A 19530-nucleotide genomic window follows, 5' to 3' on the forward strand; every position below is an offset into this window, starting at 1 on the left:
ACAGGCAATGGGAAAGGGCGCGCAGCTTACCTGATTTTTCACAGACGAAAAAAAACCGGCGATGAATGCCGGTTTTCTTCGTGCCGCGAGTTACTTGATCAGGCTGAGGAATTCGCTGCGAGTCGCTGCGTTTTCGCGGAATTCACCGAGCATCACCGAGGTGATCATCGACGAGTTCTGCTTTTCCACGCCGCGCATCATCATGCACATGTGCTTGGCCTCGATCACCACCGCCACGCCCAGGGCGCCGGTGACTTGCTGCACCGCGTCGGCGATCTGGCGGCTGAGGTTTTCCTGGATCTGCAGACGCCGCGCGTACATGTCGACGATCCGCGCGACCTTCGACAGGCCCAGCACTTTGCCGCTCGGGATGTAGGCGACGTGCGCCTTGCCGATGAAGGGCAGCAAATGGTGTTCGCACAGCGAGTAGAGCTCGATGTCCTTGACCAGCACCATTTCGCTGTTATCGGAGCTGAACAAGGCACCGTTGGTGACTTCTTCGAGGGTTTGCTCATAGCCGCGGCAAAGGTACTGCATGGCTTTGGCGGCACGCTTGGGCGTATCGAGCAGGCCCTCGCGGGTAACGTCCTCGCCCAATTGGCCGAGAATCGCGGTGTAATTCTGTTCCAGGGACATGAAACTACCTGTGGGGTTTTACGCAAAGCGCAAGGGTACGGTGGCGGACACGGCGCTGCAAGTTTGGTTTCACGAGTGTTACTCGTCGCGACCTTCCATCATGGTGCGTTTGAGCATCACGTAGACCGCCCCGGCACCGCCATGCCTGGCCTGGCACGAGGTGAAACCCAGCACTTGCGAATGCTGACGCAGCCAGGTGTTGACGTGGCTTTTGATCATCGGCCGCTTGCCGTCCAGGCGCACGGCCTTGCCATGGGTGACGCGCACGCAGCGGATCTCGAATTTGGTCGCTTCGGCAAGGAAGGCCCAGAGGGTTTCCCGGGCTTTTTCCACGGTCATGCCGTGCAGGTCGAGACTGCCTTCGAATGGAATCTGGCCGGCTTTCAGCTTGCGCATCTGGCTTTCTTGAACCCCGTCGCGGGCCCACATCAGCTCGTCTTCGGGGCCGACGTCGATCACGAACTGATCCGACAACCCATCCACGGTGGTGGCATCGACGCGCACGGTGGCGGCCTGACGCAGCTTGGCGATCTGGGCGCGGTCAGCCTTGGGTTTGCCGGTGTCGGCGCGGTCGTGCTTGATCGGCTTGACGCCTTGGATCGCACTTTTGAACAGGGAAAAATCGTCGTCTTGCATGTCAGCCTCCGCGAAGGGCGGCCAGTTTACCCAAGTCGAGGCGTCATCCCTAACACTTGCGGCCCAGCGCAGCGCCAGGCCGTTCGATCAATCGTGTTTTTTCATCAGGTGCGGGGCCATGTTCAGCTCGCGGGACTGGCGCGCGCGGCGGCGGCAGCGGCGCCACAACCAGATGCCCACGTACAGCACCAGCAAGCCAATCACCAGCATGATCGCCGAGCCGAGCGGGCTGGCGTTCAAGTCGCCGAGCGCCGGGGGGCGGCCCAACAGGCTGGCGGCACCGGCCATCGCCAGCAGCACACCGAAGGTTGCCAACAGGGCCGCAATCGCCGCGCCGAATCTGAATCGCCAGTTACTTTGGCCCTTGGGCCGCAGTCGGCGTGCGTCAAAACCATCGGATAACTTCATTCCGACCTTCCTCAATGGGTATCGGCCCTTCGACCGGGAGATGACGGGGATGTTCCTGAGGCTAGGGCAATTGCGGCCAATCGAAGACTTTTGCGGATGAGCGGCGAAGGGGGCCGCCCATCGTGGTCGATCAAATCAGCGTTTGAGTCTGGGCCAGGGTGGCAAAGTTATCCGACATGATCGCCATTTCGGTCTGCTGCACTTGCTCGGCCGACAGCACGCCATCCTTGAACGGCAGGTCGCGGGTGGCGCAGGCATCTTCGACCAGGGTGCAACGAAAGCCCAGGTTCTTCGCCGCACGCACCGTGGTGCTGACACTGGAATGGCTCATGAACCCGCAGACAATCAGGTCGAGTGCGCCGAGGTCTTGCAGCTTGCTTTGTAATTCAGTGCCGTGAAACGCGCTCGGCAACAGCTTGCTGATGATGGTTTCATCGGCCAGCGGCTCCAGGCCCTTGATGAATTCGCCGCGTTCGCCCTGGGGGTCGAACAGCCCGCCGACGGTGCCCAGGTGACGCACATGCACAATCGGCCGACCGGCCTTGCGTGCCGCGTCCAGCAAGCGAGTGATGTTCGCGACGGCAGCGTCCATGCCACTGAGCGCCAACGGCCCGCTGAGGTATTCCTTCTGGGCATCGATGATGATCAGGGTCGCGTGGCTCAGATTGGCCGCTGCGTAACCGCGACCGCTGAGTTGAAACATCGTTTTTGGAACGGACATTCTGGGGCTCCTTGGAGTGGGGCTTTTGCGACATTCTCCTCTGGCTGAGCGCTTCTGTGAATCGCTACCATCGCAGGCACCGCCGTTGTTGGGCTGCAGCCTGTCAAGACAGGCGCGGATGTTCAATCAAAACCTGCAAATCAAGAATGCTCCTACACTGGGCAGGGCGGTTTTCATGCGTCGTCGTGGGGACTTTTCGCTGTTAGAATCGCCCGTCGTTTTTTCTGGAGCTTGCCGTCGTGATCACTTCCCGCCTTCGCACCCTGCGTGACCATATCCGTTGGGCCGTCAGCCGTTTCCATGGCGAGGATCTGTTTTTCGGTCACGGCACCGACAATGCCTGGGACGAAGCCCGGCAATTGGTGCTCGGCGCATTGCACCTGCCGTGGGAAATCGCCGACAGCTATCTGGACTGCCGCCTCGAAGACGACGAACTGGTGAAACTGCAACGCCTGCTGCGCAAACGCATCGATCAGCGCATTCCCACCGCCTACCTGCTGGGCGAAGCGTGGTTTTGCGGCATGTCGTTCATCGTCGACGAGCGCGTGCTGATCCCGCGTTCACCAATTGGCGAGTTGATCGAAAAACGCTTCGAGCCGTGGCTGGGCGCGGAGCCGGCGCGGATTCTCGACCTGTGCACCGGTTCCGGCTGCATCGGTATCGCTTGTGCCTATGAATTCCAGAACGCTGAAGTGGTGCTCGCCGACTTATCGTTCGAAGCCCTCGAAGTGGCCAACCAGAACATCGAGCGCCATGGCGTTGATGAACGTGTTTATACGGTACAGGGGGACGGTTTCGACGGATTGCCGGGGCAGCGCTTTGACTTGATCGTGTCCAACCCGCCTTATGTCGACGCAGAAGACTTCGCCGACATGCCGCAGGAATACCAGCACGAACCGGAACTAGGCCTGGCCTGCGGTGAAGACGGCTTGAACCTGGTGCGCCGGATGCTCGCCGAAGCGGCGGACCATCTGACCGAGAAGGGTTTGTTGATTGTCGAAGTGGGCAACAGTCAGGTGCACGTCGAGGCGCTGTACCCGGAAGTCGACTTCGCCTGGCTGGACTTCGAACGCGGCGGCCACGGCGTGTTCATGCTCAGCGCCGAACAGTGCCGCGCGCATCAGGCGCTGTTTGCTTCACGGGTGTAACCCGAGACCCGCACTCGTGGCCTGCTTTTGAAGCTTGCTCTTGGTGTTTGCTTTTGCTGTTTGCTTTGGTGGCGAGGGAGCTTGCTCCCGCTCGGGTGCGCAGCAGCCGCAATGATTGTGCCTACGGTGGATCAGGCATTCCGCGCTGGCAGGTTTTAGGGTTGGTTCCCAGCCCAGCGGGAGCAAGCTCCCTCGCCACGGAATGCGCTCGGCCTTTCAGCGATGCGTCGCAATCCAGATCAGTAACCCGGCCTGGAACACCGCAAACGCCACCAGGCAGGTAATGGTGAAGCGCAGTCCGGCGTCTTCGCGCTTGAACTTGCCGACCCGTTCTTCCTGCTGCTTGAGTTTGACTTCCTGCTCGGCCAGATTCTGCTCCGCGGATTGCAGCATCTGCGCTGCTTCGAGAATTTCGACGAATTGCAGTTTCTCGGTGTTCCAGTCGCCCACCAGGTCACCCACGCGCACGTCCTTGACGCTGCCCTTGAGGTGCTGGGCGTCGGCGTAAGCCACTTCAAAGCCGTGCTGCTTCAAGAAATGATCACGGCGCAGGCGCGTGTCTTCGTTCAACGCGTCCTTGTTGTTCAAGTCCGTGCCGTCGACCGTGTAACCCGACCAGTGCTTCTTCGCCCAACTGATGCCCTGGGCCGCGAGGAAGCGGCCGATCCCGCGATTCAGCGGTTCCACCTGCAAGCCGCTGTCCGGCCCGACATGCACGCGTTTACTGACGTGGTCGACCCACACGTCCAGGTGATTCTGTTCCTTGCGCACCCGCTGGCCGGGCAGGCTGATGCTCATGCGCAGCAGGCTTTGCTGCTTGTTGTGGCGCTCGGCGTAGCCGAACTCGACAAAGCGCAACGGCCGGCCGCCGGTGGCGCGGTCGGTCTGCAAGGGGGCCAGTCGGAGCATTTTGTGGTGCTCGGCATGCACGTCCGACCACAGCGACTCGGCCGCCTCTGGCGCGGTCTTCTCAGCGGTAGCGTCGGGTGAAGTCTGGGTATCAGTCATAACGGCGAGATCCTGTCCAAGCCAAGCTTGCCGACAGCCATTGCGCTGTCGACTAAGGCTTATCGGCCGCTTTCGTCAGGACTGGAGTACCAAAAGCGCTTAACTGGCGCGAAGTCCGGCAATAAATCCGAGAATCCGCGAACCCAGTTCTGCCGCCAGTGGCAGTTGCGGGTCTTTGTAAGAAGCCAACTGGCGTTTGACGTCGTTGGGCACGATGCGCAGCACGTGGTTCATGCCTTCGATCAAGGCCAGTTCGGCCTGTGGATTGGCAGCTTTGAGCAACTTGGCGTCGGCTACGCCGACCTGGATATCGTTGCTGCCCTGAACGATCAGCGCCGGCATTTTCAAATGCGCGAAAGCGCCGGCCGGGTCCTGGCGGAACAGTGAGATCAGATAGGGCTGCACGCTCGGACGGAAAATCACCTGCAACGGCTCAGGCACATTGTCGTCAACCTTACCGGCCTTGAGGCTGTCGAGCAGCTCATTGCTGCGCAGCAGCAGTGGTGGCGGCAAGCGGTTGCTCAACTGTTGGCGCAGCACTTCGTCAATCGGCCGCGCACTGCCGGACACGGAAATCACCGCCGCGGCATCGAGCTTGGGCGCGGCGAGGCTGGCTATTAATGCGCCTTCACTGTGGCCGAGCAGGATCAACGGGCCGAGGCGCGCATCGGTCTTGAGTTTCTGGCCCCACGCGACCGCGTCATCGACATAACCCTCGACGCTGAGCGTGCGCTCGTCGGGGCCCGCTGCACGGCTGGCCGCCACGCCGCGCTTGTCGTAGCGCACACTCGCAATGTTGTGCTTGGCCAGCACCCAGGCCAGGCGCTTGAGGCTGTCGTTCTGACCGCCGTCCGGGTTATTGCCGTCGCGATCTGTAGGACCTGACCCGGAAATGATCAGGACAACCGGCACCGGCGTGTCGGATTTCGGCAGCAGCAGCGAGCCAAACAGCTCGCCATGACCGCTGTCGAGGGTCATCGGACGTTGTAGAACCGCGGCCTGGACGAAGCCAGTAAAGAGGGTAAGGCTCAAGGCAAGTACTCGCAGCATCATCACGCCATCATGAACAAGGTGCCGTTTTGACTCACCGACACCCATAAGGTTCGAGGATGAACTCGTTGGGTACCCTGCGTATACTGGCGCGCATTACGTATTCAGCGATTTCACGGAGCGCCCTGCATGTCCGGCAATACTTACGGCAAGCTGTTCACTGTCACCACCGCGGGCGAAAGCCATGGCCCGGCGTTGGTCGCCATTGTCGACGGCTGCCCGCCGGGCCTGGAAATCTCCAGCGAAGACCTGCAACGCGACCTCGACCGGCGCAAGCCCGGCACCAGCCGCCACACCACCCAGCGCCAGGAAGCCGACGAAGTCGAAATTCTCTCCGGCGTGTTCGAGGGCCGCACCACCGGTTGCGCGATTGGCCTGTTGATCCGCAACACCGACCAGAAGTCCAAGGACTACTCGGCGATCAAGGATCTGTTTCGCCCGGCCCATGCCGACTACACCTACCACCACAAGTATGGCGAGCGCGACTACCGCGGCGGCGGTCGCAGCTCGGCGCGGGAAACCGCGATGCGCGTGGCGGCCGGGGCGATTGCCAAGAAATACCTGGCGACCCAGGGCATTGTCATCCGTGGCTACATGAGCCAGCTCGGGCCGATCGAGATCCCGTTCAAGACCTGGGATTCGGTGGAGCAAAACGCTTTCTTCAGCCCCGACCCGGACAAAGTGCCGGAGCTGGAGGCCTACATGGATCAACTGCGCCGCGACCAGGATTCGGTCGGCGCGAAGATCACCGTAGTCGCCGAAGGTGTAATGCCGGGCCTGGGCGAGCCGATTTTTGATCGTCTCGACGCTGAACTGGCCCACGCGCTGATGAGCATCAACGCGGTGAAAGGCGTGGAAATCGGCGCCGGCTTCGCCAGCATTGCCCAGCGTGGCACCGAGCACCGCGACGAACTCACCCCTGAAGGTTTCCTCAGCAACAACGCGGGCGGCATTCTCGGCGGCATCTCTTCGGGGCAGCCGATTGTCGCGCACCTGGCGTTGAAGCCAACCTCGAGCATCACCACACCGGGTCGTTCGATCGACATTCACGGCAACCCGGTGGACGTCATCACCAAGGGCCGTCACGACCCGTGCGTCGGCATCCGCGCCACGCCGATTGCCGAAGCGATGATGGCCATCGTGCTGATGGACCACTTGCTGCGCCACCGCGGGCAGAACGCCGGCGTCCAGGTCAGCACGCCGGTGCTGGGCCAACTGTGACGGTGCGCGCCACGGGCGTTGCGGTCTGACCGCCGTGGCGCCACTTCCGTACTGGCGGTTATCCAGCTTCTACCTGTTTTATTTCGCCTTGCTCGGGTCGACCGCGCCGTTCCTGGCCCTGTACTTCCACCATTTGGGCTTCAGCGCCGCGCGGATTGGCGAGCTGGTGGCGATCCCGATGCTGATGCGCTGCGTGGCGCCGAACATCTGGGGCTGGCTCGGCGATTACACTGGCCGGCGCCTAGCCATCGTGCGCTTTGGCGCGGTGTGCACGCTGCTGACCTTTTCGCTGATCTTCGTCAGCCAGACTTACGCCTGGCTGGCGATGGTCATGGCCTTGCACGCGTTTTTCTGGCACGCGGTGCTGCCGCAATTCGAAGCCATCACCCTCGCGCACTTGCAGGGCCAGACCTCGCGCTACAGCCAGGTTCGGCTATGGGGTTCGATTGGTTTCATCATCACGGTGGTGGCGCTGGGGCGTTTGTTCGAATGGCTGAGCCTGGACATTTATCCGGTGGCGCTGGTGCTGATCATGGCCGGGATCGTGCTCAGCAGCCTGTGGGTGCCGAATGCGCAACCGGTGACCGGCGAACGCCTGGCGGCCAATGGCTTCTTCCGTCAATTGCGCAGCCCCGGGGTGTTGGCGTTTTATGGCTGTGTCGCGCTGATGCAGATGAGCCACGGCCCGTACTACACCTTTTTGACTCTGCATTTGGAACAGCTCGGTTACAGTCGCGGCCTGATCGGCATGCTTTGGGCATTGGGCGTGGTGGCTGAAGTCTTGATGTTTTTGGCCATGAGCCGGATTCTGGCGCGGTTTTCCGTGCGCCGGGTGCTGATGGCGAGTTTCCTGCTGGCGGCGTTGCGCTGGCTGTTGCTGGGTTCGTTCGCCGAGCACCTGTGGCTGCTGTTGTTCGCCCAGGTCCTGCATGCGGCGACCTTCGGCAGCTTTCACGCGGCTGCCATCCAGTTCGTGCAACTTAGCTTCGGCGCGCGCCAGCAAGGGCAAGGGCAAGCGTTGTATGCCGCATTGGCCGGCACCGGCGGCGCGCTCGGCGCCTTGTATTCCGGTTATAGCTGGAACGCGCTGGGCGCGACCCTGACATTTAGTATTGCCAGCATCGCGGCCTTGGCGGCCGCCGTTATCATTGCCACACGTATGCAAGAGGACAGGCCATGAGCCTCAACCGTGAACACCTCGCCCAGCAGATCATCGACGCCGGGCGCTTCCTTTATGGTCGCGGCTGGTCGCCGGCCACCAGTAGCAATTATTCGGCGCGGCTGTCGGCCACCGAGGCGCTGCTGACCGTGTCCGGCAAACACAAAGGCCAGCTCGGCCTCGACGATGTGCTGGCCACCGACCTGGCCGGCAACAGCCTGGAGCCGGGCAAGAAACCTTCCGCCGAAACCCTGCTGCACACTCAGCTCTATCGCTGGCGCGCGGAAATCGGCGCCGTGCTGCACACCCACTCGGTCAACGCCACGGTGTTGTCGCGCCTGACCCCCAGCGAGTTCATCGAGTTCGAGGATTACGAGCTGCAAAAGGCGTTCAGTGGTGTATCGACCCATGAATCCCGGGTGCGCGTGCCGATTTTCGACAACGATCAGGATATTGCGCGGCTGGCCGCCAAGGTGCAGCCTTGGCTCGACGCGCATCCCGATTGCGTCGGTTATCTGATCCGTGGCCATGGTCTCTATACCTGGGGGCCGGCGATGAACGATGCGCTGCGGCAAATCGAAGCCTTTGAATTTCTGTTCGAGTGCGAACTAAAAACCCGTGCGCTGTCGAACCGCTAAACCGATTTTTGGAGCCTGCGGCGTTCATTCGATGCCGCCGAAAAACCTGATGATGAGTGCGATGCCTAACCGGGCGGTCAAAACCGGACGGCAACGCCGACTACGAGGAGTGTCCACATGAGTAGCTTGTCCGTTTATCACGTCTCCACCCCCGATGTACCGAATAAGGTCCTGACCCATTTCGAAGACATCGCCTCGACCCTCGCAGAGCAGGGTGTGCGCTTTGACCGCTGGGAAGCCGCAACGAAAATCCAGCCCGGCGCCAGCCAGGAAGAAGTGATTTCGGCCTATCAGGTGCAGATCGACAAATTGATGACCGAGCGCGGCTACGTCACCGTCGACGTGATCAGCCTCAATAGCGATCACCCGCAGAAAGCCGAACTGCGCGCCAAGTTTCTCGACGAGCATCGTCACGCTGAGGATGAAGTGCGGTTTTTCGTGGCTGGCCGTGGGCTGTTTACCTTGCACATCGAGGATTACGTCTATGCCGTGCTCTGCGAGAAAAACGACCTGATCTCGGTGCCGGCCGGTACGCCGCACTGGTTCGACATGGGCGAGCACCCGCATTTCGTGGCAATTCGTCTGTTCAACAACCCGGAAGGCTGGGTGGCGAACTTTACCGGCGAAGACATCGCCAGCCGCTTCCCGCGCCTGGAGGACTGAGGGCATGTCGATCAAGGCGATTCTCACCGACATTGAAGGCACCACCAGCGCGGTGAGTTTTGTGTTCGACGTGCTCTTCCCCTACGCCGCCAAGCACCTGCCGGATTTCGTCCGGCAGCACGCCGAGCGCGCGGACGTGGTCGAGCAACTGGCAGCCGTGCGCGCTGACAGTGGCGAAACCGGCGCCGACGTTGAACGGGTGATCGAGATTCTGCTGGAGTGGATCGCTGCCGATCGCAAGGCCACGCCGCTCAAGGCACTGCAAGGCATGGTCTGGGAGCAGGGGTATCAGGCCGGGCAGTTGAAGGGCCATGTCTACCCGGATGCCGTCGAAGCACTGCAACGCTGGCACGCCGAGGGTTATCAACTGTTCGTGTATTCGTCGGGCTCGATTCAGGCGCAGAAACTTATTTTCGGCTGCTCCGATGCCGGCGACCTGTCGCCGCTGTTCAGCGGCTATTTCGATACCACTTCCGGGCCCAAGCGCGAAGCGGCGTCCTACCAGCGCATCACCCAGGCGATCGGTGTGCAGGCATCAGAAATTGTCTTTCTCTCGGATATTGTCGAAGAGCTCGACGCCGCCCGGCAGGCCGGCATGGCCACCTGCGGTCTGGCGCGCGAGGGCGGGGAACTGGCGGGGCATGTGACCGTCAATAGCTTCGCGCTTTTCGATCCGGGGACGTTCTAACGCGCAAAAAAAAGCCGCGTTGGCCATCAGGCAAACGCGGCGAGAGAGGATGCGCGTGAGGTGGAGCAAAGAACAGCAAATTACATCGTGTGGTAAGTCGGCAGTGCAAAACGCTGCTGGCTCTGCAGCATGGAAATCTGTGGCAACTCGCTGGCCTGCTCAGCCAAATCGCGACGAATGGCGCTGATCACCCAGGACAATTGATCGCCGGCGTGCAGTTGCTGATACGAAATAGAGCGCTTGAACACACGACCTTCGGTGCTGCGCAACGTCAGCAGAATGCCACCGTCCGGACGAGGTTGGGTGGACACATCGAAGTTGGTGAACAAGGAAGAGAATTTTTCTTGGATCAGGTTCATGTTTATCAGCTCCGTAGGCTCAAATGGGCAAGCATGCAGAGGTAGTTGCAGCGTTTGTGCCAGCATTGGGCTTATAAAAAATTCCTTAAAAAACAAAAGCTTACAAAAATTGAATTTTTTTGGATTCGTGCAAACTGCATGAATGGCCATCGTGCATCCTGCATTTTGCGAGGTTGGCCGATGCCTGATCCGTGCTCATCGCAGTCAACGTAGTGGTCATTGAGCGGATACAAAACATTGCAAAAACCGCGTGTACAGCCAAATGAGCGGTGGCGTATTTTCGGCCTCAATCGCTGCCTTCCTTGAGCACGTCACCAACGCCCGACAGCAAGACCCCGACAATAAGAACAACGGCCTGCAAGAAAACCGGCCGAGAGGGAGCAACCATGGGCCACACCCCAAGCGATACCATTACCTGGGGCATGATGCTGCGAAAGCTGCCTTCCGTGGCCAAGGCGCTGCCGCGAATGCTCAGGGGTATGAAGGCCGCCAATGTCACCGATCCAACGCAACCCTGCGGCCTGGCCTGGACCTTCGAGCGAGCCACGGCGCGCAATCCAGAGGGCGTGGCGCTGTTATATGGCGAGGTGCGGCTCAGTTATGCACAGGTCAACCAGTGGGCCAATCGCATCGCCCATCACCTGATCGGGCAGGGCATCGGCAAGGGCGACGTGATCGGCGTGTTTATCGACAATCGCCCGGAAATGCTCGTGACCCTGCTGGGCATCGCCAAGGTCGGCGCAGTCAGTGCGCTGCTCAACACCTCACAAACCCGCGAGACCCTGGCCCACAGCCTCAACCTGGTGGCGCCAGTGGCGGTGGTGATCGGCGAGGAACTGGCGCCGGCCTTCATGGCCATCCGCGAGCGGGTAGCCCTGGCGTCGAGTCGGGTCTGGTTCGTGGCGGATCGCGATACCTCCAGCGATTGCGGGATCGCCCCGGCGGGCTTCGTCAACCTGATGAGCGCCTGCGCCGACGCCGATAGCGACAACCTCCCCAGCAGCCGGCAGGTGTTTTTCAACGACCGCTGTTTTTACATCTACACCTCGGGCACCACCGGGTTGCCGAAGGCGGGTGTGTTCAAGCATGGCCGCTGGATGCGCACCTCGGTCAGCTTCGGCGTGATTGCCCTGGATATGCGCCCGGAAGATGTCGTCTATTGCACTTTGCCGCTGTACCACGGCACGGGCCTGTGCGTCTGCTGGGGCGCGGCCATCACCGGCGCCAGCGGTTTCGCCATTCGCCGCAAGTTCAGCGCCAGCCAGTTCTGGAGCGACGTGCGCAAGTACCGCGTGACCACCATCGGCTACGTCGGCGAGTTGTGCCGCTACCTGGTGGATCAGCCGCCCAGCCCGGACGATCGCGACAACCCCGTGCGCAAGATGGTCGGCAACGGCCTGCGGCCCGGCGCCTGGCGCGAGTTCAAGCGGCGCTTCGGGGTCGAGCATGTTTGCGAGTTGTATGCCGCCAGCGATGGCAATATCGGTTTCACCAACGTACTGAATTTCGACAACACCATTGGTTTCTCCCTCGGCAGTTGGGCGTTGGTGGCCTATGACCACGACAGCGGTTTGCCACTGCGCCAGGACAACGGTTTCATGCGCCAGGTCGATAAGGGCAGTAACGGCCTGCTGCTGGCCAAGATCGACGACAAGGCGCCGCTCGACGGTTACACCGATCCGGCGAAGACTGACTCGGTGGTGCTGCATGACGTTTTCGAAAGCGGCGATCGTTATTTCAACACCGGCGATCTGTTGCGCAAGATCGGTTTCGGCCATGCACAGTTTGTCGATCGCCTGGGCGACACCTATCGCTGGAAGGGCGAGAACGTCTCCACTACGGAAGTCGAAAACCTGCTGCTGCAGTATCCGCACATTGCCGAGGCCGTGGCCTATGGCGTTGAGGTGCACAACACCAACGGCCGCGCCGGGATGGCGGCGATCACCCCGGCGGAATCCCTGGCGACCCTGGATTTCGCCGAGTTGCTCGCGTTCGCCCGTCAGCATCTGCCTGGCTATGCGGTGCCGTTGTTCCTGCGGGTCAAGGTGAAAATGGACACCACCGGCACTTTCAAGTATCAGAAAACCCGCCTCAAGGACGAAGCATTCGACCCGAGCCGCAGTGGTGATGATCCGATCTACGCCTGGCTGCCGGGGTCGAGCACTTACGTGCCGGTGACTGCGCAGGTGCTGGCGGAAATTCAGACCGGGCAACATCGCTATTGATTGTGCCTATGCCATGGAATCGAGAAAAAAGAAGTGACAGGGCAGCGGCCGCTCAGGAAACTAGCGCCATTCCAAGACCGCCGTATGGAGCCCTGCATGACTGACCAATCCCGCCAGATGACCCCTGAAGAAGCCGCTGAGTTCGCCGAGCAAGTGTTCAACAAGGCCCGCGAAGGCGATGCCGCGATGATGGCTGCCTTGCTCAGCAAAGGCCTGCCGCCGAACCTGCGCAACCACAAGGGTGACACCTTGCTGATGCTCGCCGCTTACCACGGCCACGTCGAAACCGTGAAAGTGCTGCTGGAGCACAAGGCCGACCCGGAAATCCGCAACGACAACGGCCAGAGCCCGATTGCCGGCGCCGCGTTCAAGGGCGACCTGGCCGTGGTCAAGGCATTGGTCGACGGTGGCGCGCAAGTGGAAGGTTCCTCCTTCGACGGCCGCACCGCGCTGATGATGGCCGCGATGTTCAATCGCGTGGAAATCGTCGACTACCTGATCGCCAAAGGCGCCGACCCCAAAGCGAAGGACGCCAACGGCGTCTCCGCCCTCGACGCCGCGAAAACCCTCGGCGCCGTCGACACCACGGCGCAGCTTGAAAAATTGCTCGCCTGATAGCCCCAACCCCTCCGCTGCACAGCTTCGCTTTCGCTCTTGGCTGTTGTGGCGAGGGGGCTTGCCCCCGTTGGGCTGCGCAGCGGCCCCCAAAGCCTGAGCACTCAAACCGCCTGACACAGCGCATGCACCGCGATGGCGGCCGCTGCGCGCACGAGCGGGGGCAAGCCCCCTCACCACAGGGTTGGTCTCAAGCCCTGCATCGGTGGTAGTCGCTTTAGCTTTCAGCGTTTCACTTTGCCTTCCCCATCGCCTCCCGATTCGGAAGCCGCGACGGAATACGCTATTCTTCGGGCCCTGAAATTCCTCCTCGCACAGGATCGCCCCATGACCGCTGCTCTCGTCGAACTCATCAGCAAAATCAGCTCCGGTTGCATGAGCGCCGACGAAGTCCAGAAAGTCGCCGACGAAGCCGCCCAGGCCTACGCCGATCCGGCGGCTTTTCTGACCGCCAATCCCGACATCAACTACGACGACAGCTTCCCGATTCCGCTGGGTGAATGGGTGGTGGTCGGCAGCTTGCCGGACACCGTGCTGTTCCAGGCCGACAGCTACGCGGACCTGTTCGCGCAAATCGTCGCTTCGTTTGGTCCCGGCGTGGACTTCAACCTCAAGCCCAAGCAACTGAACAAAACCGAAGCGCTCACCGCCCTCAACCGCATCCAGGTGCAGATGAGCAGCCTGAACAAGGAAAACGGCGGCTACACGCTGATGAACTTCAGCCAGTTGCTCGACGATGACCTGCAAATGGTGCTGGTGTATGGCAACGATGTGGAGCGTGTGCAGCAACTCGCCGCCGAGGTCGGGATTGCCGCGGCACCGGCCCTGGAAGCCCTGAAAGTCGCGCTCCACGTCTGAGCCTGTGGATAACAGTCAGTGAATAAAACGGAACCCTGACGTGCGCCGTCTATCCTAAGAGTGCACACCATTCTTAGGGAGCAACACCATGGGTTCCACTTTCAACGGCCTGATCGGCCTGATCATCCTCGCGCTGGACATCTGGGCCATTATCAACGTGCTCAAGAGCGGCACCAGCACCGGGATGAAGATCGTCTGGGTCCTGCTGATCCTGCTCCTGCCAGTCCTGGGGCTGATCATTTGGGCCATCGCCGGGCCAAGGGGCAATGTGCGGATCTGATCACCGATCCTCGAACACCCAGCACCCTGTGGGAGCGGGCTTGCCCGCGATAGCGGTCTGTCAGCCAACGAAGATGTTCAAGCTGACGACGCTTTCGCGAGCAGGCTCACTCCCACATTGATGTCCAGTGTCAGAAGGTTCGACCTGTCATCCTCCGCGACGTAGAATGCGCGCCTTTCCCGGCCAATCGAGCAGCTCGATTGCCATCATGGGCGGGTAACCGTCCGCAGTCATCGGAGCGCTTCCCATGAGCACCACCCCCACCGGCGAATACCTGGAAACCCTGTACGAAGGCTACGGCCAACGGTTTCGCATGGCCAAATTGCTGCACGAAGTGCGCACTGACCACCAACACCTGGTGATTTTCGAGAACCCGGTCATGGGCCGCGTCATGGCACTGGACGGCGTGATTCAGACCACCGAAGCCGACGAATACATCTACCACGAGATGCTGACCCACGTGCCGATCCTCGCCCACGGCAGCGCCAAGCGCGTGCTGATCATCGGCGGCGGTGACGGCGGCATGCTGCGTGAAGTGGCCAAGCACGGCGGTGTCGAGCACATCACCATGGTCGAGATCGACGGCACCGTGGTCGACATGTGCAAGGAATTCCTGCCAAACCACTCCAAAGGCGCGTTCGATGACCCGCGTTTGAACCTGGTGATTGACGACGGCATGCGTTTCGTCGCCACCACCACGGAAAAATTCGACGTGATCATCTCCGACTCCACCGACCCGATCGGCCCCGGGGAAGTGCTGTTCTCCGAGAACTTCTACCAAGCGTGCCGTCGCTGTCTGAACGAAGGCGGCATCCTGGTCACGCAGAACGGCACGCCGTTCATGCAACTGGGCGAAGTGCAAACCACCGCCGGACGCCTGCGCAGCCTGTTCCCTGACTGGCATTTCTACCAGGCCGCCGTGCCAACCTACATCGGCGGCGCCATGACGTTCGCCTGGGGCGCCACCAACCCGGCCTACCGCAACTTGTCCCGTGAAGTGCTGCGACAGCGCTTCATCGGCAGCGGCATCGTCACCCGCTACTACAATCCGGAAATTCATATCGGCGCGTTCGCCCTGCCGCAGTACGTGCTGCAAGCGATCAACAAACCGAGCAACGATTGATTCAATGCATTGCAAAAAGGGCCGCCAGGCCCTTTTTTGTGTTTCGGGATATACGTTGAACGAAATTTTCACAATGCGTCCAAGACAATTCGCCGGCTTGAACGGCCTCGCCAGTAATCAATGGCAATGCCGTGACTGATCGTGCAACATTTGCGCACCGCGCAAGCCCCGGGCCGGGATCGGCCAATAGAGGGTAAGGCGCCGCTGTCTTCTTGCAACTTCAACTTCCAATGGGTCCTAAAACGACATGGCAATTCCGGACGCCCTGAGTCAGCAGCGAGCTTCGAATCGCTTGCTGCAACCGACCGTCAAATCGCACCTGGCTTACACATTGTTGTGCGCCCTGGTCATGATGGTGATGTTCAGCCTGTTGCGCGTGGCGCTGCTGGTCTACAACCGCGAGATGATCCTCGACACCCCGGCCTCGACTTTCTTCGAAGCGTTCGCCAACGGTTTGCGCTTTGACCTGCGGCTGGTGGTGTACCTGAGCATTCCGCTGATCCTGGCACTGTTCAGCGTTCGCGCCATGGCGGCGCGGGGCTTCTTCCGTTTCTGGCTGACCATCGCCTCCAGCATCGCGCTGTTCCTTGGCCTGATGGAAATGGACTTCTACCGCGAGTTCCACCAGCGCCTCAACGGCCTGGTGTTCCAGTACGTGAAGGAAGACCCGAAAACCGTCATGAGCATGCTCTGGTACGGGTTCCCGGTGGTGCGCTACCTGCTGGCCTGGGCCTTCGGCACGCTGATTCTGACCCTGGCTTTCAAGGGCGCCGACCGCGCCACCCGGCCACGCGGACCGTTCAGTGGCGGCAGCATCGGCACTCGGCAAATCGCCCCGTGGTATGCGCGCATCGGCGTGTTCGTGGTCTGCCTGCTGATCTGCGTGGTCGCCGCCCGCGGCACTCTGCGCCAGGGCCCGCCGTTGCGTTGGGGTGACGTCTACACCACCGACTCGAACTTCGCCAACCAGTTGGGCCTCAACGGCACCTTGTCGCTGATCGCCGCCGCCAAAAGCCGTATGTCCGAACACCGCGACAACGTCTGGAAAGCCACGATTGAACAGCCAGTGGCCCAGCAGACTGTACGTGAAATGCTGCTGACCCCGAGCGACAAACTGGTCGACGCCGAAACCGCCGCCGTTCGCCGCACCTACACGCCGAACGCCGACAAGACCCTGCCGATCAAGAACGTCGTGGTGATCCTGATGGAAAGCTTCGCCGGTCACTCGGTGGGTGCGCTGGGTCGTCCGGGCAACATCACGCCGTACTTCGACAAGTTGTCGAAAGAAGGCCTGTTGTTCGACCGCTTCTTCTCCAACGGCACGCACACCCACCAGGGCATGTTCGCCACCATGGCCTGCTTCCCCAACCTGCCAGGCTTCGAATACCTGATGCAGACCCCGGAAGGCAGCCACAAATTGTCCGGTCTGCCGCAGTTGCTCAGCGCCCGTGACTACGACGATGTGTACGTCTACAACGGCGACTTCGCCTGGGATAACCAGTCCGGTTTCTTCAGCAACCAGGGCATGACCAACTTCATCGGGCGCAATGACTTCGTCAACCCGGTGTTCTCCGACCCGACCTGGGGCGTGTCCGACCAGGACATGTTCAACCGTGGCCTGGAAGAGTTGAAGGCCCGTGACGGCAAGGACAAAAAACCGTTCTATGCGTTGCTGCAAACCCTCTCCAACCACACGCCTTACGCCTTGCCGACACCCTTGCCGGTCGAGCGCGTGACCGACCGTGGCAGCCTGAACGAACATTTGACCGCCATGCGCTACTCCGACTGGGCGCTGGGGCAGTTCTTCGAGAAAGCACGTAAAGAGCCGTACTTCAATGAAACCCTGTTCGTCGTCGTCGGCGACCACGGCTTCGGCAACGAACAGCAGATCACCGAGATGGACCTGGGCCGCTTCAACGTGCCGATGCTGCTGATCGGTCCGGGCGTGCAGGACAAGTTTGGCCAGATCGACCACACCGTGGGTACACAGATCGACATCGTGCCGACCATCATGGGCCGCATCGGTGGCGACGTGCTGCACCAGTGCTGGGGCCGTGACCTGTTGAACCTGCCGGACGGCGACAAAGGCTTCGGCGTGATCAAGCCATCGGGCAGTGATCAGACCGTGGCGTTGCTGACTGCCGACCGCGTGCTGGTTCTGCCCAAGGAAATGCCGCCCAAGTTGTGGCACTACCAACTGGGGGCCAACGCCAAAGGTGAAGTGATTCCAGCCTCGTCGGATGAAGCTGAATTGAGGCAGAAACTTGAGTCGTTCCTGCAAACCGCGACTAAAAGCCTGATCGATAACACCGCTGGTGTAGTGGACGGCAAGCCGGACTAACTACATTTCGCGGACAAAAAAAGAGGCCCTGTGAAGGGCCTCTTTTTTATTGCCTGTTACACCGTCATATACGGCCGAGGAGCAGCAATACCAACAGCACTACCAGAACGACACCGATGATACCCGACGGGCCATAACCCCAACTTCTGGAGTGCGGGAATACCGGCAGGCCGCCGATCAAGAGGAGGATCAGGATAATGATTAAAATTGTGCCCATGTCGATTTCCTTATTGAAACGTTCAAAAGTGACGGGTGTTTTAGTTGTCAGCCCCATTGCACTAAATACCGGCTGCTTAAAACTTCCGACCTGTGCCGTATCAAAATAATTCAAAGTTTTTTTAAAGCGTTTCGAAGGCAGGCTTATTTCGTTTGTCGTGCGCCAGGGTTTTTGCCTTGAAAGAATTAACTGCGCGTAAGACTGTAGGACGATGCGGCGGTTTGCTTGGGCCATTCAGCAATCTGATGGAGCGTGGGTCGCGCAGGCTCCTTGGTTACACTGGGCGGCATCTTCCCCAGAACAACAAGGCTGTCTGCTATGCAAAATCGCATGATGATCACTGGCGCCGGCTCCGGCCTGGGTCGCGAAATCGCGCTGCGCTGGGCCCGCGAAGGCTGGCAGCTGGCTTTGTCGGACGTCAGCGAACCGGGCCTGCAGGACACCCTGAAAATGGTTCGCGAAGCCGGCGGCGACGGCTTCACCCAGCGCTGCGACGTGCGCGATTACAGCCAGCTCACCGCGTTCGCCCAGGCCTGCGAAGTGAAACTGGGCGGCATCGATATCATCGTCAACAACGCCGGCGTGGCGTCGGGTGGTTTCTTCAGCGAACTGTCCCTGGAAGATTGGGACTGGCAGATCGCGATCAACCTCATGGGCGTGGTCAAGGGTTGCAAGGCGTTCCTGCCGCTGCTGGAACAGAGCAAAGGCAAGATCATCAACATCGCCTCAATGGCAGCGTTGATGCAGGGCCCGGCAATGAGCAATTACAACGTGGCCAAGGCCGGCGTGGTGGCGTTGTCGGAAAGCCTGCTGATCGAACTGGCGCAACAGGAAGTGGCGGTGCATGTGGTCTGTCCGTCATTCTTCCAGACCAATCTGCTCGATTCATTCCGTGGCCCGACGCCGGCAATGAAGGCACAGGTGGGCAAGCTGCTGGAAAGTTCGCCGATCACCGCCGCTGACATTGCCGACTACATCTACCAGCAGGTGGCGGCCGGTGAATTCATGATCCTGCCCCACGAACAGGGACGCATGGCTTGGGCCATCAAGCAGAAGAATCCGCAGTTGCTCTACGACGAAATGACCAGCATGGCCGACAAAATGCGCGCCAAGGCCAAACAAACCGCCGGTTAAGGTTGAACGGGCGGGGACTGGCCGATAGGGTGAGCGCCATCGGCCCATCTGACGGAACACCCCCGCATGCTCAATTACCTGTGGTTTTTCCTCGCCGCGCTGTTTGAAATCGCCGGTTGCTACGGCTTCTGGATGTGGCTGCGGCAAGGTAAAAGTGCCTGGTGGATCGTCCCAGCGTTGCTCAGCCTGACCCTGTTCGCCTTGCTGCTGACCCGCGTCGAAGCGGCCTACGCCGGGCGCGCTTACGCAGCCTACGGCGGCATCTACATCATTGCCTCGATTGGCTGGCTGGCGGTGATCGAGCGGGTGCGCCCCCTCAATTCCGACTGGCTGGGTGTGGCGCTGTGCGTGATCGGCGCCAGCGTGATTCTGTTGGGACCACGCTTTTCCGCATCTTGAGCG

Annotated in this window: 22 protein-coding genes; 14 read left to right on the forward strand and 8 right to left on the reverse strand. The window is 60.7% G+C overall.

Annotated features, from left to right (window positions below; all coding sequences use genetic code 11):
* Positions 1 to 90: 90 nt before the first annotated feature.
* The 4 genes from folE to RG836_RS20445 form a co-directional block, all read right to left on the reverse strand.
* On the reverse strand, positions 91 to 636 hold the full coding sequence (gene folE / locus RG836_RS20430; protein ID WP_123328321.1) for a GTP cyclohydrolase I FolE: 546 nt from the start codon (positions 634 to 636) through the stop codon (positions 91 to 93).
* A 78-nt stretch (positions 637 to 714) separates the two neighbouring features.
* On the reverse strand, positions 715 to 1272 hold the full coding sequence (locus tag RG836_RS20435) for a Smr/MutS family protein (RefSeq protein WP_310848940.1): 558 nt from the start codon (positions 1270 to 1272) through the stop codon (positions 715 to 717).
* A gap of 87 nt (positions 1273 to 1359) precedes the next feature.
* Entirely contained in the window at positions 1360 to 1680 is a 321-nt protein-coding gene (locus RG836_RS20440) for a hypothetical protein (RefSeq protein WP_310848942.1), read from the reverse strand.
* A gap of 130 nt (positions 1681 to 1810) precedes the next feature.
* Positions 1811 to 2401, reverse strand: coding sequence for a cysteine hydrolase family protein (locus RG836_RS20445; protein WP_310848946.1), 591 nt, complete (start codon positions 2399 to 2401; stop codon positions 1811 to 1813).
* Positions 2402 to 2640: 239 nt separating this feature from the next.
* Between RG836_RS20445 and prmB the strand changes: the two genes are divergently transcribed.
* Complete coding sequence (gene prmB / locus RG836_RS20450) at positions 2641 to 3549, forward strand: 50S ribosomal protein L3 N(5)-glutamine methyltransferase (RefSeq protein WP_310848949.1); 909 nt, start codon at positions 2641 to 2643, stop codon at positions 3547 to 3549.
* 216 nt (positions 3550 to 3765) lie between these two features.
* Here the strand turns inward: prmB and RG836_RS20455 are convergent, their stop codons facing one another.
* Entirely contained in the window at positions 3766 to 4557 is a 792-nt protein-coding gene (locus RG836_RS20455; protein ID WP_310848952.1) for a hypothetical protein, read from the reverse strand.
* Between the two features lie 99 nt (positions 4558 to 4656).
* The gene (locus tag RG836_RS20460; RefSeq protein WP_310848955.1) at positions 4657 to 5655 is read right to left on the reverse strand and encodes an alpha/beta hydrolase; all 999 of its coding nucleotides are present in this window, start codon (positions 5653 to 5655) and stop codon (positions 4657 to 4659) included.
* A gap of 81 nt (positions 5656 to 5736) precedes the next feature.
* On the opposite strand from RG836_RS20460, the gene aroC reads away from it, so the two are divergent.
* The 5 genes from aroC (at position 5737) to mtnC (ending at position 9976) form a co-directional block, all read left to right on the forward strand.
* Positions 5737 to 6828: a chorismate synthase gene (aroC, locus tag RG836_RS20465; RefSeq protein ID WP_310848958.1), complete on the forward strand. Its 1092-nt coding sequence runs from the start codon at positions 5737 to 5739 to the stop codon at positions 6826 to 6828.
* 34 nt (positions 6829 to 6862) lie between these two features.
* Complete coding sequence (locus tag RG836_RS20470) at positions 6863 to 8008, forward strand: MFS transporter (RefSeq protein ID WP_310848960.1); 1146 nt, start codon at positions 6863 to 6865, stop codon at positions 8006 to 8008.
* Positions 8005 to 8625: a methylthioribulose 1-phosphate dehydratase gene (locus RG836_RS20475; protein WP_310848963.1), complete on the forward strand. Its 621-nt coding sequence runs from the start codon at positions 8005 to 8007 to the stop codon at positions 8623 to 8625. The genes RG836_RS20470 and RG836_RS20475 overlap by 4 nt, the downstream gene beginning before the upstream one ends.
* A 117-nt stretch (positions 8626 to 8742) precedes the next feature.
* Positions 8743 to 9288, forward strand: coding sequence for a 1,2-dihydroxy-3-keto-5-methylthiopentene dioxygenase (locus RG836_RS20480; protein WP_310848964.1), 546 nt, complete (start codon positions 8743 to 8745; stop codon positions 9286 to 9288).
* A gap of 4 nt (positions 9289 to 9292) precedes the next feature.
* Positions 9293 to 9976, forward strand: a complete 684-nt coding sequence (gene mtnC, locus RG836_RS20485) for an acireductone synthase (protein ID WP_310848966.1) — start codon at positions 9293 to 9295, stop codon at positions 9974 to 9976.
* Between the two features lie 80 nt (positions 9977 to 10056).
* Here mtnC and RG836_RS20490 read toward each other — a convergent pair whose 3' ends face one another.
* On the reverse strand, positions 10057 to 10335 hold the full coding sequence (locus RG836_RS20490; protein ID WP_310848969.1) for a DUF3509 domain-containing protein: 279 nt from the start codon (positions 10333 to 10335) through the stop codon (positions 10057 to 10059).
* A gap of 386 nt (positions 10336 to 10721) precedes the next feature.
* On the opposite strand from RG836_RS20490, the gene RG836_RS20495 reads away from it, so the two are divergent.
* The 6 genes from RG836_RS20495 (at position 10722) to RG836_RS20520 (ending at position 17777) form a co-directional block, all read left to right on the forward strand.
* Complete coding sequence (locus RG836_RS20495) at positions 10722 to 12560, forward strand: long-chain-acyl-CoA synthetase (RefSeq protein ID WP_310848971.1); 1839 nt, start codon at positions 10722 to 10724, stop codon at positions 12558 to 12560.
* Positions 12561 to 12656: 96 nt separating this feature from the next.
* Positions 12657 to 13175 (forward strand): ankyrin repeat domain-containing protein, encoded by a 519-nt coding sequence (locus RG836_RS20500; RefSeq protein ID WP_310848973.1) that lies wholly within the window; start codon positions 12657 to 12659, stop codon positions 13173 to 13175.
* A 327-nt stretch (positions 13176 to 13502) separates the two neighbouring features.
* A complete protein-coding gene (locus RG836_RS20505; RefSeq protein WP_310848975.1) occupies positions 13503 to 14033 on the forward strand; it encodes a hypothetical protein in 531 nt (176 codons plus the stop codon).
* An 88-nt stretch (positions 14034 to 14121) separates the two neighbouring features.
* A complete protein-coding gene (locus RG836_RS20510; protein WP_310848978.1) occupies positions 14122 to 14313 on the forward strand; it encodes a PLDc N-terminal domain-containing protein in 192 nt (63 codons plus the stop codon).
* A gap of 247 nt (positions 14314 to 14560) precedes the next feature.
* Positions 14561 to 15436: a polyamine aminopropyltransferase gene (gene speE / locus RG836_RS20515; protein ID WP_310848980.1), complete on the forward strand. Its 876-nt coding sequence runs from the start codon at positions 14561 to 14563 to the stop codon at positions 15434 to 15436.
* Between the two features lie 247 nt (positions 15437 to 15683).
* A complete protein-coding gene (locus RG836_RS20520) occupies positions 15684 to 17777 on the forward strand; it encodes an LTA synthase family protein (RefSeq protein ID WP_310848983.1) in 2094 nt (697 codons plus the stop codon).
* Positions 17778 to 17841: 64 nt separating this feature from the next.
* Here the strand turns inward: RG836_RS20520 and RG836_RS20525 are convergent, their stop codons facing one another.
* Entirely contained in the window at positions 17842 to 18000 is a 159-nt protein-coding gene (locus tag RG836_RS20525; protein WP_169432680.1) for a DUF3309 family protein, read from the reverse strand.
* A gap of 312 nt (positions 18001 to 18312) precedes the next feature.
* Between RG836_RS20525 and RG836_RS20530 the strand changes: the two genes are divergently transcribed.
* The gene (locus RG836_RS20530) at positions 18313 to 19128 is read left to right on the forward strand and encodes an SDR family oxidoreductase (RefSeq protein WP_310848985.1); all 816 of its coding nucleotides are present in this window, start codon (positions 18313 to 18315) and stop codon (positions 19126 to 19128) included.
* Positions 19129 to 19194: 66 nt separating this feature from the next.
* Positions 19195 to 19527, forward strand: a complete 333-nt coding sequence (locus RG836_RS20535; protein ID WP_310848987.1) for a YnfA family protein — start codon at positions 19195 to 19197, stop codon at positions 19525 to 19527.
* Positions 19528 to 19530: the final 3 nt, after the last annotated feature.

This window comes from Pseudomonas rhizozeae (assembly GCF_031583775.1).
Lineage (GTDB): Bacteria > Pseudomonadota > Gammaproteobacteria > Pseudomonadales > Pseudomonadaceae > Aquipseudomonas.